12 protein-coding genes are annotated in these 13,261 nt (G+C 58.5%); 5 read left to right on the top strand and 7 right to left on the bottom strand.

Annotated elements, in window-relative coordinates; translation table 11 throughout:
• The first annotated feature begins 9 nt into the window (after positions 1 to 9).
• From Q1M54_RS01910 to panC, 5 genes are read left to right on the top strand one after another with little or no spacing between them, the layout of a single operon-like run.
• Entirely contained in the window at positions 10 to 1,665 is a 1,656-nt protein-coding gene (locus tag Q1M54_RS01910; protein WP_300553118.1) for a SulP family inorganic anion transporter, read from the top strand.
• A gap of 36 nt (positions 1,666 to 1,701) precedes the next feature.
• On the top strand, positions 1,702 to 1,905 hold the full coding sequence (locus Q1M54_RS01905) for a DUF3460 family protein (RefSeq protein ID WP_300553437.1): 204 nt from the start codon (positions 1,702 to 1,704) through the stop codon (positions 1,903 to 1,905).
• A gap of 17 nt (positions 1,906 to 1,922) precedes the next feature.
• Complete coding sequence (locus Q1M54_RS01900; RefSeq protein ID WP_300553115.1) at positions 1,923 to 2,774, top strand: ScpA family protein; 852 nt, start codon at positions 1,923 to 1,925, stop codon at positions 2,772 to 2,774.
• Positions 2,775 to 2,808: 34 nt separating this feature from the next.
• Positions 2,809 to 3,678, top strand: a complete 870-nt coding sequence (gene panB / locus Q1M54_RS01895) for a 3-methyl-2-oxobutanoate hydroxymethyltransferase (protein WP_300553112.1) — start codon at positions 2,809 to 2,811, stop codon at positions 3,676 to 3,678.
• A gap of 14 nt (positions 3,679 to 3,692) precedes the next feature.
• Positions 3,693 to 4,541, top strand: a complete 849-nt coding sequence (gene panC, locus Q1M54_RS01890) for a pantoate--beta-alanine ligase (protein WP_300553110.1) — start codon at positions 3,693 to 3,695, stop codon at positions 4,539 to 4,541.
• A gap of 18 nt (positions 4,542 to 4,559) precedes the next feature.
• Here the strand turns inward: panC and ruvC are convergent, their stop codons facing one another.
• From ruvC to Q1M54_RS01855, 7 genes are all read right to left on the bottom strand, one after another.
• The gene (gene ruvC, locus Q1M54_RS01885) at positions 4,560 to 5,108 is read right to left on the bottom strand and encodes a crossover junction endodeoxyribonuclease RuvC (protein ID WP_300553434.1); all 549 of its coding nucleotides are present in this window, start codon (positions 5,106 to 5,108) and stop codon (positions 4,560 to 4,562) included.
• Positions 5,109 to 5,134: 26 nt separating this feature from the next.
• Positions 5,135 to 5,866: a monofunctional biosynthetic peptidoglycan transglycosylase gene (gene mtgA, locus Q1M54_RS01880; RefSeq protein WP_300553107.1), complete on the bottom strand. Its 732-nt coding sequence runs from the start codon at positions 5,864 to 5,866 to the stop codon at positions 5,135 to 5,137.
• Between the two features lie 22 nt (positions 5,867 to 5,888).
• A complete protein-coding gene (locus tag Q1M54_RS01875; RefSeq protein WP_300553105.1) occupies positions 5,889 to 7,946 on the bottom strand; it encodes a ribonuclease catalytic domain-containing protein in 2,058 nt (685 codons plus the stop codon).
• Between the two features lie 43 nt (positions 7,947 to 7,989).
• Positions 7,990 to 8,574 (bottom strand): YqiA/YcfP family alpha/beta fold hydrolase, encoded by a 585-nt coding sequence (locus Q1M54_RS01870; protein ID WP_300553102.1) that lies wholly within the window; start codon positions 8,572 to 8,574, stop codon positions 7,990 to 7,992.
• A gap of 6 nt (positions 8,575 to 8,580) precedes the next feature.
• Entirely contained in the window at positions 8,581 to 10,449 is a 1,869-nt protein-coding gene (locus Q1M54_RS01865) for a potassium transporter Kup (RefSeq protein WP_300553099.1), read from the bottom strand.
• Between the two features lie 140 nt (positions 10,450 to 10,589).
• A complete protein-coding gene (gshA, locus tag Q1M54_RS01860; RefSeq protein ID WP_300553096.1) occupies positions 10,590 to 11,885 on the bottom strand; it encodes a glutamate--cysteine ligase in 1,296 nt (431 codons plus the stop codon).
• 70 nt (positions 11,886 to 11,955) lie between these two features.
• Positions 11,956 to 13,236 (bottom strand): glutamate-5-semialdehyde dehydrogenase, encoded by a 1,281-nt coding sequence (locus tag Q1M54_RS01855; protein ID WP_300553093.1) that lies wholly within the window; start codon positions 13,234 to 13,236, stop codon positions 11,956 to 11,958.
• Positions 13,237 to 13,261 lie beyond the last annotated feature (25 nt).

Genomic DNA, 13,261 nt, shown 5'->3' with positions numbered 1-13,261 from the left:
ATCTCCGACATGTTCCCCGGTTTACCGCCTCTGGCGCCCTTTCGCCCCCGCCTCCTGCAAGACCTGAGGGGCTACACCCGACACAAGTTGGCCCTCGACGCGGGGGCCGGTGTCACGGTGGGCATTGTGGCCTTGCCCTTGGCCATGGCCTTTGCGATCGCCAGCGGGCTCAAGCCCGAGGCCGGTTTGTGGACGGCCATCATCGCGGGCTTTTTGATTTCGGCCTTGGGCGGCACCTCGGTGCAAATCGGCGGCCCGGCGGGCGCTTTCATTGTCATCGTCTACGGCATCGTCGAACGCTACGGCTTGGCCAACCTGTTGATTTCGACCGTGAGCGCCGGTGTGCTGCTGTTTTTGCTCGGTTGGTTGCGCTTGGGCAGTTGGGTGCGCTATGTGCCGGTGAGCGTGGTGATTGGTTTTACCAACGGTATTGCGGTGCTCATTGGTCTGTCGCAGCTGCGCGATGCCATGGGCCTGCAGGTTGAAAAAATGCCGGCCGACTTCTTCAGCCAAATCGGCACGTTATCCGGCGCCATCGGGAGCTTCAACCCCTTCGCCTTTGGCTTGGCCATGGTGTGTGTGCTGGGCTTGTTTCTTTGGCCGCGCTTGTGGGCCGTGGACTCGCAGTTTCGCCGCCAACTCGACAGCATCCAAGGCATCAGTGCACTCAAAGCCACCTCGCGGGTGCCCGCGCCAGTGATCGCTTTGGTGAGTTTGACGCTTTTGGCTTGGGCACTGAACCTGCCGGTCGACACCATCGGCTCTCGCTTTGGCGGCATCCCCCAAGGCTTACCGGTGTTGGAGTGGCCCGCCTTTTCTTGGGAAACAGCCAAGCTCTTGGTGGTCCCCACCTTGACCATTGCGCTGCTGGGTGCGATCGAATCGCTTTTATGCGCTCGCGTGGCCGACCAACTGAGTGACACACCCAAACACGACCCGAACCAAGAGTTCATGGCTCAAGGGATTGCCAACGCTGTGGTGCCTTTTTTTGGCGGCATGCCCGCCACCGGCACCATCGCCCGCACGGTGACCAACATCCGATCTGGCGCCGTATCACCCATCGCGGGCATCGTGCACGCCGCAACCTTGGCCGCCGTGGTCTTGCTGGCCGCGCCGTTGGCCATGCACATCCCATTGGCGGTGCTGGCAGGGGTCTTGTTGTTCGTGGCTTGGAACATGGGGGAATGGCGAGAGTTCGCCCGCCTCAAGCAATTCAGCAACCACTACCGCCTGATGATGGTCTCGACCTTTGTCATGACCATTGTGTTCGACCTGACGGTGGCTCTGGAATTGGGTTTGGTGCTGGCTTTTGTTCTGTTTGTGCGCCGCCAAAGCCACTTGTTCAGCGCGGACATTGACTCTCAAACCGAGACAAGTGTGCAGGCACGTTTGTTCGGCGCCTTGTTTTTCGGTGCGGTGGCCAAACTCGACCCATTGCAGCGCTTGGCCGACACGGCTACACCGGGCTTGGTGATGCGTTTGGATGCGCGTCAACTGATTTCTTTGGACACCACAGGCTTGGATGCGCTGGAACAACTCCAGCGGAGCCTTGGCAAACGCCAAGGTCGCTTGGTGCTGCACGGACTCAATGCCCAGCCGCGCTCTTTGTTGGAACGCTCTGGCTTTTCCCAGCACATCGACTTGGAAGATCCGGAACCGGTCTGAGCCCTTAAAATGAGTGCTTTGTTCAACAGGTCAGCCATGTTCCCCTTTGCACGCCCCCACTACACCTCTGACACCACACAGTTTCTGGCCCAACTCAAAGTCGAGCGCCCTGAACTCGAAGCTGAACAACGCCAAGGCCGGGCTTTGTTGTGGGACACCGGCATGGACGCTCAGTTCCAAGCCCAAGCCAAAGCGGCACGTGTGGCGCAACAGCCCTACGTTTACCAAACCAAGGCTTGATCCAGCCCTACTCCTGCATGAGCACGGCTTTCACCGATCTCGAATCAGCCCCTGAGGGCTTGGACTCGGCCTTGCCCGTGCTGGTGGACAGCGTGGCGGTTGCCCGTCTGTATGGAGAGCCCTTGTTCTCCATGCCGCGGGATTTGTACATCCCGCCTGACGCTTTGGAAGTTTTTCTAGAGGCCTTTGAAGGGCCGCTGGATTTGTTGCTCTATTTGATCCGCAAGCAAAACTTCAACATCCTGGACATTCCCATGGCGGGTGTGACGCGCCAGTACCTGAGTTATGTGGACGAAATCCGCCAACGCAACCTCGAGCTGGCTGCCGAATACCTGTTGATGGCGGCCATGCTGATCGAGATCAAATCACGCATGTTGTTGCCACCCAAACGTGCAGCCGAGGGCGAAGAAGTCGAAGACCCTCGTGCAGAGTTGGTGCGCCGCCTGCTCGAATACGAGCAAATGAAACTGGCCTCCATGCAGCTGAATGCGATTCCGCAATATGGCCGTGATTTTTTAAACACCCAAGTTCACATCGAACAAAGCCTTCAACCCCGCTTTCCCGATGTGAGCATGGACGAGCTGCAATCGGCTTGGCGCGACATTCTGAAACGTGCCAACCTGGTGCAGCACCACAAAATCAGCCGTGAAGAACTCAGCGTCCGCGAACACATGAGCATCGTTCTGAAGCACCTGCAGGGCCGCAAGTTTGTCGAATTTGAAAAACTGTTTGACCCCAGCTTGGGAACCCCTGTTTTGGTGGTCACCTTCATTGCCCTGTTGGAGTTGGCCAAAGAGACCTTGATCGAGATCACCCAAGCCGAAGCTTTTGCCCCCATTTACGTCCGCTTGGCCTACACACCCCAGTGAACGCGTCACACCCGTGGCTCTGAAAGCACCCTTCATGACCTCATCCATCGCCACCCCCTACGGCACACTCCCCCCCGCCTCGCCTGTGGCCACACGCAAACCTGTGAGTTTGCCGCGCCTGAACGAGATGCGCGAACGCGGCGAAAAAATCACCATGCTCACTGCCTACGACGCCACCTTTGCAGCGGTCGCTGACGCTGCGGGTGTGGACTGTATTTTGGTGGGTGACTCCTTGGGCATGGTCTGCCAAGGCCTGACCAGCACCGTGGGGGTGAGTCTGGACACCATGCGATACCACACCGAGAGCGTGGTGCGTGGCATCCAGCGTGTGCAAGGTACCGCCTGGATCATTGGCGACCTTCCCTTTGGCACTTACCAAGAGTCGCGCGAACAGGCTTTGCGCAGCGCCAACGTGCTGATGCAATCTGGCGCCCACATGGTCAAGCTAGAAGGCGGTGGTTGGACCACCGAAACCGTTCGGTTTTTGGTGGAGCGCGGCATCCCGGTCTGCGCCCACCTTGGCCTCACGCCGCAAACCGTGCATGCACTGGGCGGTTACCGCGTCCAAGGGCGTGGGGATTCGGCCGACAAGCTGCGCCAAGAAGCCTTGGCACTGCAAGACGCCGGTGCCAGCATGCTGGTATTGGAGATGGTGCCTGCCGTCCTCTCTGCCGAGCTCACTTTGGCTTTGCCACGCTGCCACACCATCGGAATCGGTGCAGGCCATGGCACGGCGGGGCAAGTGCTGGTCATGCACGACATGCTGGGCGTCAACCTGGGCAAGAACCCCAAGTTCGTGCGGAACTTCATGACCGGTCAAAGCAGCGTTTTGGAGGCCATGGCTGCTTATGTGCGCGCTGTCAAAGACGGCAGCTTTCCTGACAATGCCTTGCACGCCTGGTAAGGGCGATTTCTCTCATGCTCATCGCCCGATCGATTGCCGAACTGCGCCAACACCTGGCACCCAGTCAATGCCCCGCCTTTGTGCCCACCATGGGCAACTTGCATGCCGGTCACATCAAACTGATTGAGCGGGCACGGCCGCAGGGCGACTTCACGGTGGCCAGCATCTTTGTGAACCGCCTGCAGTTTTTGCCGCACGAAGACTTCGACAGTTACCCCCGCACTTGGGAAGCCGACTGTGCCAAGCTCGAAGCGGCGGGCTGCGACCTGGTTTTCGCGCCGCGCGAAACGGACTTGTACCCGCAACCGCAGACCGTCAAGGTGCAGGCCGATCCGGCCTTGGGTGACATCTTGGAGGGCGAATTTCGCCCGGGTTTTTTCACTGGCGTCTCCACCGTGGTCATGAAACTGTTCTCCAGTGTGTTTGCGGGTAAAGCCCAAGGCGTGGCAGTTTTTGGCAAGAAGGATTACCAACAACTCATGGTGATCCGCCAAATGGTGGCCCAATTTGCCCTGCCCATCGAGGTGATCGGGGTGGACACCTGCCGTGCCGAGGACGGTTTGGCTTTGAGTTCACGCAATGGCTACTTGAGTGAGAGCGAACGCGCCGAAGCGCTGCAACTGTCACTGGCCCTGCGCGCCTTGAGCCGTGACGCCCTGGCCGCAGCCGATGCACTGGCCCAGCATTTGCCCGGGCTTGAGGCCCAGGCCATGCAAAGTCTGCGTCAACGCGGTTGGCAACCCGACTACCTCACGGTGCGGCGCCGACATGATCTGCAAGCGCCACAAGCGGGCGATCACTTGGTGGTTTTGGGTGCCGCCAAATTGGGGAGCACGCGGCTGATCGACAACTTCGAGGTCTGACGCCCTCACCCGATGGATTCAGTGGCTGCGGCCGCTTCTGAACATGCCATGGGTTTTACGGCTCAACACCCCTTGTGCCGCCAACTTGTTCATGGACGGGCTGGCATGGGCATGTGTAATGGCCATTCCCAGGGCATCCGCTGCGTCTTGTCGAGGCACTACAGGCAGCTGCAACAAACGCTTGACCATCTCCTGAATCTGCGACTTGGCGGCACGGCCATGGCCAGTAACCGATTGCTTCATCTGGAGGGCGGTGTACTCGGCCACAGGCAGACCACAAGACACCAATGCCGTGACACAACAACCTCGGGCCTGCCCCAATAACAAGGTGGCCTGCGGGTTGACATTGACGAAGACAATCTCGACCGAGGCCACATCGGGCTGGTAACGCTCGGTGATCTCTCGGATACCGTCGTAAATGACTTTGAGACGCGCGGGCAGGTTGCCCATTTCCTCGCGGGTGGTCTCAATCACGCCACTGGCCACATAGCCGAGGCGCGAGCCCGTGATGTCGATCACGCCAAAGCCCGTGGTTTGCAAGCCAGGATCGATGCCCAAAATGCGCAGGGTTGGGGGCGCTGTGGTGGTCAAACTCATGGCAAAACCACACCGTTCATGCGGGCCATGATGGTCTCGGTGCGTTGCGCCAAATAGGGTGACTGCGGCAGTTTTTCAAAGTAACGCGGGCGCGGCAACATGACGGCCAAACGCGCGGACTCCCAAGCATTCAATTGGGACGCGCTTTTGCGAAAGTAATGCTGGGCTGCCGCTTCAATGCCAAAGACACCCTCGCCCCACTCCACCTGATTGAGGTAGATTTCCAAAATACGGCTTTTGCTCAAAAAAGTTTCAAGCGTCACGGTGATCAGGGCCTCCTGCGCCTTGCGCAGCAAAGTGCGCTCACCGGATAAAAAAAGATTTTTGGCCAACTGCTGGGTGATGGTCGAGCCGCCAACGATCTTTACAGCGACAGGCTTTTCGGGTTGCCGCTGGGCACGTTTTTCAGCCTGGGCTTTGGCCTTGGCATTTTTCTCCCATGCGCTTTCCACCGATTGCCACCAAATGCCTTGGTGTTGGGTGAAAGCGGCATCTTCTGAGGCCAATACAGCCCGCTGCAATTTGGTGCCCACCGCACTCAAAACCACTGGCTCTTGGCGCCAAGGCAGTTGACCATCACGCTTGAGGATTTGCCATGCCTGCGAACGCTGAAAGGCCGTGGATTCGGGCATCAGCCACTGCATGCTCAACACGCGCAGCGCAAAAAAGAGCTGCAGGCCCACAAAGGCCAAGAGCAAGAGCAACAACCACCGTCCGAATGCGCGCATGGCTCAGGCTCTTTCGCTGGGCTTAAGCAGGCAGATCCTGCGGACTGTCACTCAAATCCACCGCAATGGTCACAGGGCCAGCGGGCAGATTGTCTTCGTCTTCATCGGTCTCAACGGCCATCCCGTCCAGTGCAGCATCTGCGTCCAAATGGGCGATCACCGTGCCACGCACATCCAGAGCCATGAGATCCACGTCAGCCAGTTTGACGCGCACCCGCGCCCCTCGTGGCAAATTTTGCGCACCCATCACGCTGAACATCAAGGGCAAAGTGTCGGCACGTACCAACCAGATGCCACCCCCCATTTCCTTGACCAGACTGGCGTCCAGCTCCTCAAGCCCTTGCTGTTGCACATGGCGCAGTGTCCAGTAGCGCTCCATGCTGGACTGCACGCTGTTGTAGGCGCTGTAGGTCGCATCAAAGCCACTGATGATGGAGAACAACTCGGCGTCCTTGGGCTTGAAGGGCGCGGCCAATGCGGCTGTGGCGCCGTGCTTGGCGCAGGCAATGATTTGCCATTGGTTGACCAAATCGGTGTAGCGGCGCAGCGGCGAGGTGCTCCAGGCGTAGCTGGGCACGCCAATGCCGGCATGTGGCAAGGCCTTGGTGCCCATGCGCACTTTCACACCGGGAGCCAGGCTGGCCTGGCTGCGGTAAATGCCGGGCACACCCAGCTGGGCCATCCACTGGCCCCAGGTGCTGTTGGCCAAGATCATGGCCTCGGCCACCATCAAGTCGAGTGGCGCGCCGCGCTTGCGGGTGCCAATGAGCACAGTTTCGTCCCCCAAGGGCGGCGTGTCGTTGCTGGCGCGCTCCAACTTGAAACTGTAGTCCGGTCGGTTGAAGTTTTCGGGTTTGCCGCGCACCACTTCGCGCCGGGCCTTGAGGGTTTGCGCCAGACGCCAGAAAAAGCCCAGCGTGGCACGGCTCACCGGCACATCGGCATGATCGCTTTGATCTTCGCCTTCCAGCCATTCTTGGGTGATGCGCTCGTCCAACTGGTCGTGGCGCAAATTGACCAAAATTGGCACGCGCTCCAGACGTGTTTCGGCGCTTTGCACCTCCAGCGTGTCTTCGCTGAAAGTGACGTACAGCGACACCGCCGGACAATCTCGCCCCTCGATCAGGGTGTAGGCCTGCACCACGCTGTCGGGCAGCATGGTGATTTTGTAGCCCGGCATGTAGACCGTGGACAGGCGAGCGCGACCCAGCTGGTCGATGGCGCTGCCGGGTGACAAGGCCAAACCGGGAGCGGCGATGTGAATCCCCACGGTAACGCGGCCGCTGCCCAGCCCTTGCAGTGACAAGGCGTCGTCGATCTCGGTGGTGTGCGAGTCGTCGATGGAGAAGGCATGAACCGGCGCCAATGGCAATTCGTCTGCAATGGCAGGCGCCTGCAAAACAGGAAAGCCCGTGCCTTTGGGAAACAGGTCAAACAAAAACCGCTGCCAATGGAAATCCCACGGCGATGCGATGGCACCCGCGTTTTGCAACAAATCCAATGGTGCGGTCTGGCTGCCCTTGCTGGCTTCGACCACGGCCTTGTATTCGGGCGTGTTTTTGTCGGGGCGAAACAAGATTTTGTAGAGCTGCTCGCGGATAGGCTCAGGGCAAGTGCCGGCCACCAGATCGGCCGACCAGGCCTCGATCTGGGCTTGAACCTGCTTTTTCTTTTCAATGGCCAGCAAGGCCTGCTGCACGATTTCGGCAGGGGCTTTGCGAAAGCGCCCCTTGGCACCACCCCGGCGGAAGTAATGCGGCGCTTCATGCAAGCACAGCAAAGCCGCCACCTGCTCGGTGGTGCTGGCTTTGGCGCTGAAATAGTCTTGTGCCAGGTCGCCAAAGCCGAACTCTTCGTCCGGGGCGCATTCGTAGGCCAGCTCCAACTCGATGGTTTGGCTCAAGGCGGCGGCATCGAGCAACAAAGCGGCCGGGGCCGGTTTGTCGAACTTCAGCAGCATGTGGGCCGATTTGACCTTGACCCGTTTACCGGAGTCGAGTTCGACCTGCGCCGAGGCCTCGGCTTCAGACATGATGCGACCGGCCATGAATTTGCCGGCATCTTCAAATAATACGTACATGACAGGATTTTCCCATGCCACCTGTCCAATCCTGGGCAAGGACTCAGGCCAAGCGCAAAAATTCAAGGATTTGCGGCAAGTGGTCGTCAAAATCACTCAGGGCATGGTCGCTGCCCTCGATCAGGCGCACCTGCCCAGCCTGATGGCGGGCCAGCATTTCGCGCCAATCCAATACCTCGTCGCCCTTGGCGATCAAGGCCAGCGTGGCGGGCCGGGTTGGCAAGGGCTGACTTTCAAGAACTTGGAGCTCTTGCACATAAGCCAGCTCGAAGAAGATGCTTTGCGACGGGTCTTGCCAGACCGGGTGCTCGCCGATGTAGCGCGCCAAATCGCGTGAGGGGTTTACGGCCGGATTGATCAGCACCGCAGAGATCCCCATGTGCGCTGAGAGCCATGCGGCATAAAAACCTCCCAAAGAAGAACCCATGACTGCCATCTGCTCAAGCGGCCAGGCGGCTGTACCCTCCAACAGCAAGGCCATGGCCTGTGCGGGGGATGCGGGCAGTTGGGGACACCACCAAGTGACTTCAGGGTGCTGTGACTGCACCAGCTTGGCCATGGTTTGGGCCTTGACCGACTGCGGCGATGATCTGAAACCGTGCAAATACAGAAGGTGAGTCGTGGCCACAGCGCGTCAAATTTCGATCTTGGAGCCCAACTCGACCACCGCATTGGTGGGCAAGTTCAAAAATGCCGCTGCACCACTGGCGTTGTGGTGCATTTGGGCAAAGAGTTTTTCGCGCCATGTGGCCATGCCACCGCCGATGGTAGGGATCACAATGTCGCGCGACAAAAAGTAACTGGTCATCATGGGGTCCAAACGGCCACCGCTGCCACCAATGTTGGCCAGCGCGGACGGCAAGTCTGGGTTGTCTTTGAATCCATAGTTGACAATGACTTGCCAACAATCACTGCCAAGATCGGTGACTTCCAGACGTTGTGCCAAGGGCATGCGTGGAATTTCAAGGTTTTGCACCGTCACAAACAAATTCCGCTCATGCAGAACTTTGTTGTGCTTCAGGTTGTGCAGCAAGGCATTGGGTACCGTACCGACCTCCGCGGTCAAAAACACAGCGGTGCCCGTGACCCGGGTTGGAGGCGCCACAAAAACAGCTTCCAGAAAATCTGTCAATCGCAAGGCGTCTGAACGCAGGGATGCATTGAGCAGTCGACGACCATCGTGCCATGTGAGCATGAACGTAAAGATCACGGCCCCAAGCATCAAGGGGAACCAGCCGCCGTCCAATAACTTGAACATGTTCGAAGCCCAAAACGCCAAGTCAACCAATAAGAAAAAGCCGGTGGCCCCAATGCACAGGGCCAAGGGCAGCTTCCAAGCGTGGCGAATGACAAAAAAGGTGAGCACGGTGGTGATCAACATGTCGGTGCAAACGGCAATGCCATAGGCCGCAGCCAAGTTGCTCGACGACTTGAACATCACGACCGCCAAAGCGATCGCCGCAAACAAGCTCCAGTTCACAAAGGGCATGTAAATTTGGCCCGTGTCGGTCTCACTGGTGTGCAAAACCTGTAACCGTGGCAGGTAGCCCAGCTGAATCACTTGCTTGGTGACGCTGAAAGCACCTGAGATCAGGGCTTGTGACGCAATCACCGTGGCCATCGTGGCCAAGCCCACCATGGGCAACAAGGCCCAGTCGGGGGTCATCATGTAGAAGGGGTTTTTGACCGCTTCAGGCTCCGCCAACAGCAGCGCACCTTGGCCGAAGTAATTGAGCGTCAGGCAAGGCATGACCACCGAAAACCAAGCCAAGCGGATTGGCTTTTTGCCAAAATGCCCCATGTCAGCGTAAAGCGCCTCGGCACCGGTCACGCACAAGACGACCGCACCCAAGATGATGAAGGTGGTGCCCGGGTTGTGCCAGATGAAACTCAGCGCATAGTGCGGGCTGATCGCCAACAAAATTTCAGGGCGCTGAACAATGTGCACCAAACCCAAAGCGGCAATGGCTAAAAACCAAACCAAGGTGATGGGCCCAAAAAAGCGGCCGATGCCAGCTGTTCCGCGTTTTTGTACCCAAAACAGCACGAACAAAATGACCAAGGTCAGGGGAATGACCGATTTTTTGAAGGCGGGCGAGATGATCTCCAGACCTTCGACCGCTGACAACACCGAAATGGCAGGCGTGATCACACCATCGCCATAAAACAAACAAGTGCCAAAGATGCCCACCATCAAGAGCACCTTGCGCAACTGCGGCTGGTCTTTGACCGACTGTGAGGCCAAAGCCAACATGGCCACCAAGCCGCCTTCACCGTGGTTATCGGCCCGCAGCACCAAGACCACGTACTTCAGGGACACGATCGTGGTCAGTGTCCAGAAAAAGATGGAGAGGATGCCGTAGACGTTGTCTGGCGTGAAGGGCACATGGCCAGAACCGAAAACCTCTTTCATGGCATACAGCACGCTGGTGCCGATGTCGCCATAAACCACACCAATGGCCCCCAGTGTCAGGGCGGTGAGGGAGGACTTTGTAGAAGACATAAATGAGCCCGAAAAATCGGGCTGTGACGCAGGTAGGCGCTATTTTGCGCCCATTCACTCGGGGCTGTCTCGGGCAGAATAAAAAATGTTGCAGCGCAGCAACTTTTGGGTTTCAGCCGAGAATCTGGCCACCCCGAACTTCAGTCGTAAACCTCGGCCTCGGGGTCTGTGGCTTCCAACTCGTAACTGGCCGCCAGCATGGCCAAACGGCCGATCACGCCATACATATAAAAACGGTTGGGCACACTGGCACCCGGTTTCACGCCCGGTTGGGGCAAGTGCGGTGTGTCGGCAAAGGCCAAAGGCACAAAGCTCGCGCCTGGGGCGTTCAGGTTTTCATCGACACCGCGCTCGGCGTGCACCCGGTAAAAACCACCCACCACATAGCGGTCCATCATGTAGACGACCGGCTCGGCCACGGCGTCATTGATGCGCTCGTTGGTCAAAACGCCTTCTTGAATGATGACGTCGTTCACGGTCTGCCCGTCCTTGATGACGTTCATCTTGTTGCGGGTCTTGCGATTCAAGGCGTCCAAGTCGGCCACATCGCGCACCGTCATGATGCCCATGCCATACGTCCCGTTGTCTGCCTTGACGACCACAAACGGTTTTTCATTGATGCCGTATTCCTTGTATTTGCGCTTGATTTTGGTCAAGAGCGCATCCACATTGCTGCGCAGGCAATCCATGCCCGTGCCTTCGGCAAAGTTCACGTCGCCGCATTGGCTGAACATCGGATTGATGAGCCACGGGTCGATGCCCAACAGTTTGCCAAATCTCTTGGCCACTTCTTCGTAGCTTTGAAAGTGCTTGGTCTTGCGCCGCACGCTCCAGCCCGCGTGCAGGGGTGGCAGCAAGAACTGCTCGTGCAGCTCTTCCAAAATGCCTGGCGCGCCAGCGGACAAGTCGTTGTTGAGCAAGATGGTGCAGGGATCGAAGTCTTTCAGGCCCAAGCGGTGCTGGCTGCGCACCACCGGCTCCAAGGTCACGCTTTCTCCATTGGGCAACTCGATGGTGGTGCTTTCCTTGATCTCGGGATTGATCGAGCCCAAGCGCACATTGAGACCTGCCATGTGGAAGATGCGCTGCAACTGAACCACGTTAGACAGATAAAAGGTGTTGCGGGTGTGGTTTTCCGGAATGATCAGCAGATTTTTGGCCTCGGGGCAGATCTTCTCGATGGCCGCTTGCGCCGCCTGCACAGCCAAAGGCAGCATTTCGGGCGTCAGGTTGTTCCAGCCACCCGGATACAGGTTGGTGTCCACCGGGGCGAGTTTGAAGCCCGCGTTGCGGATATCGACCGAGGTGTAAAACGGGGGGGTGTGCTCCATCCACTCGAGACGAAACCAACGCTCGATGGCGGGCATGGAATCGAGAATGCGCTGTTCCAGCTCATTGATGGGGCCAGTCAAGGCGGTGACGAGGTGGGGGACCATGGGCGACCTTTAAGGGGCTTGGTTAACAAAAACAAAATTCATATGAGGCCAAAGCCTGGCTTTGCAAGCATCAGGCACGCACTTCGCCTTCGCCCAGCACCACGTACTTGAGCGATGTCAGCCCTTCGATGCCCACCGGACCCCGGGCGTGAAACTTGTCGGTGCTGATGCCGATCTCGGCGCCCAGTCCGTATTCAAAACCATCGGCAAAGCGGGTGCTGGCGTTGACCATGACGCTGGCCGAGTCGACCTCGCGCAAAAAGCGCTGAGCGTGCATGTGGTCGCGGGTCAAGATGGCGTCGGTGTGGTGGCTGCTGTAGTGGTTGATGTGGGCAATGGCTTCGTCCAAGCCTGCGACCACCTTGATGCTGATGATGGGCGCAAGGTATTCTTCGAACCAATCTTGCTCGGTGGCGTCTGCCAAATGGGCCCCATTCACCTGGCTCAAAATGGCCTTGGATTCTGGGCAGCAACGCATCTCCACGCCTTTGGCGGCGTACACCGCACCAATTTTGGGCAAGAAATCGGCCGCCACGCCCTGCGCCACCAACAAGCTCTCACTGGCATTGCAGGGGCTGTATTTGTGGGTTTTGGCGTTATCGGCCACCCGCACGGCCATGTCAATGTCACAAGGCTCGTCCACATAGGTGTGGCAATTGCCGTCCAGGTGCTTGATCACGGGCACTTTGGCTTCGGCGCTGATGCGCTCGATCAGACCCTTGCCGCCTCGCGGAATGACCACATCCACAAACTGGGGCATGGTGATGAGTTGACCCACAGCTGCGCGGTCGGTGGTTTGCACCAGTTGAACCGCGTCTAACGGCAGGCCGCTGTCGGTGAGGGCTTGCTGCACCAACTGGGCAAGGGCTTTGTTTGACTCGATGGCCTCAGAGCCACCGCGCAAGATACAGGCATTGCCGCTCTTGATCGACAGGCTGGCCGCTTCGATGGTCACGTTGGGGCGGCTTTCGAAAATCATGCCGAACACGCCAATCGGCACCCGCATCTGGCCCACACGGATACCACTGGGCACCTGCTTCATGCCAATGATCTCGCCGATCACGTCGGGCATCGCGGCCAATTGCTCGCAGCCTTGGGCACAGGTCTCCAAGACCTTGGGCGTGAGTTTCAGACGGTCCACCATGGGTTCGGCCAAACCGGCAGCGCGAGCGCGGTCCAGGTCTTTGGCGTTGTCCATTTGCAGGGCATCGGTGTTGTTGCGCAACAAAGCAGCCAAACGGCGCAGAGCCGCGTTCTTGGTGGCTGCGGAGGCCTTGGCCATCAGAGCCGACGCTTTTTTGGCTTGCTGGCCCAAGGCCTGCATGTGTGCAGCGGTGTTCAATTCGGTCATGGAAACATTTTCGCAGATGCTGATA

The sequence above is a fragment of the Limnohabitans sp. Rim8 genome (assembly GCF_943326455.1).
Lineage (GTDB): Bacteria > Pseudomonadota > Gammaproteobacteria > Burkholderiales > Burkholderiaceae_C > Limnohabitans_A.
This window is presented reverse-complemented; position numbering and strand designations above follow the sequence as displayed.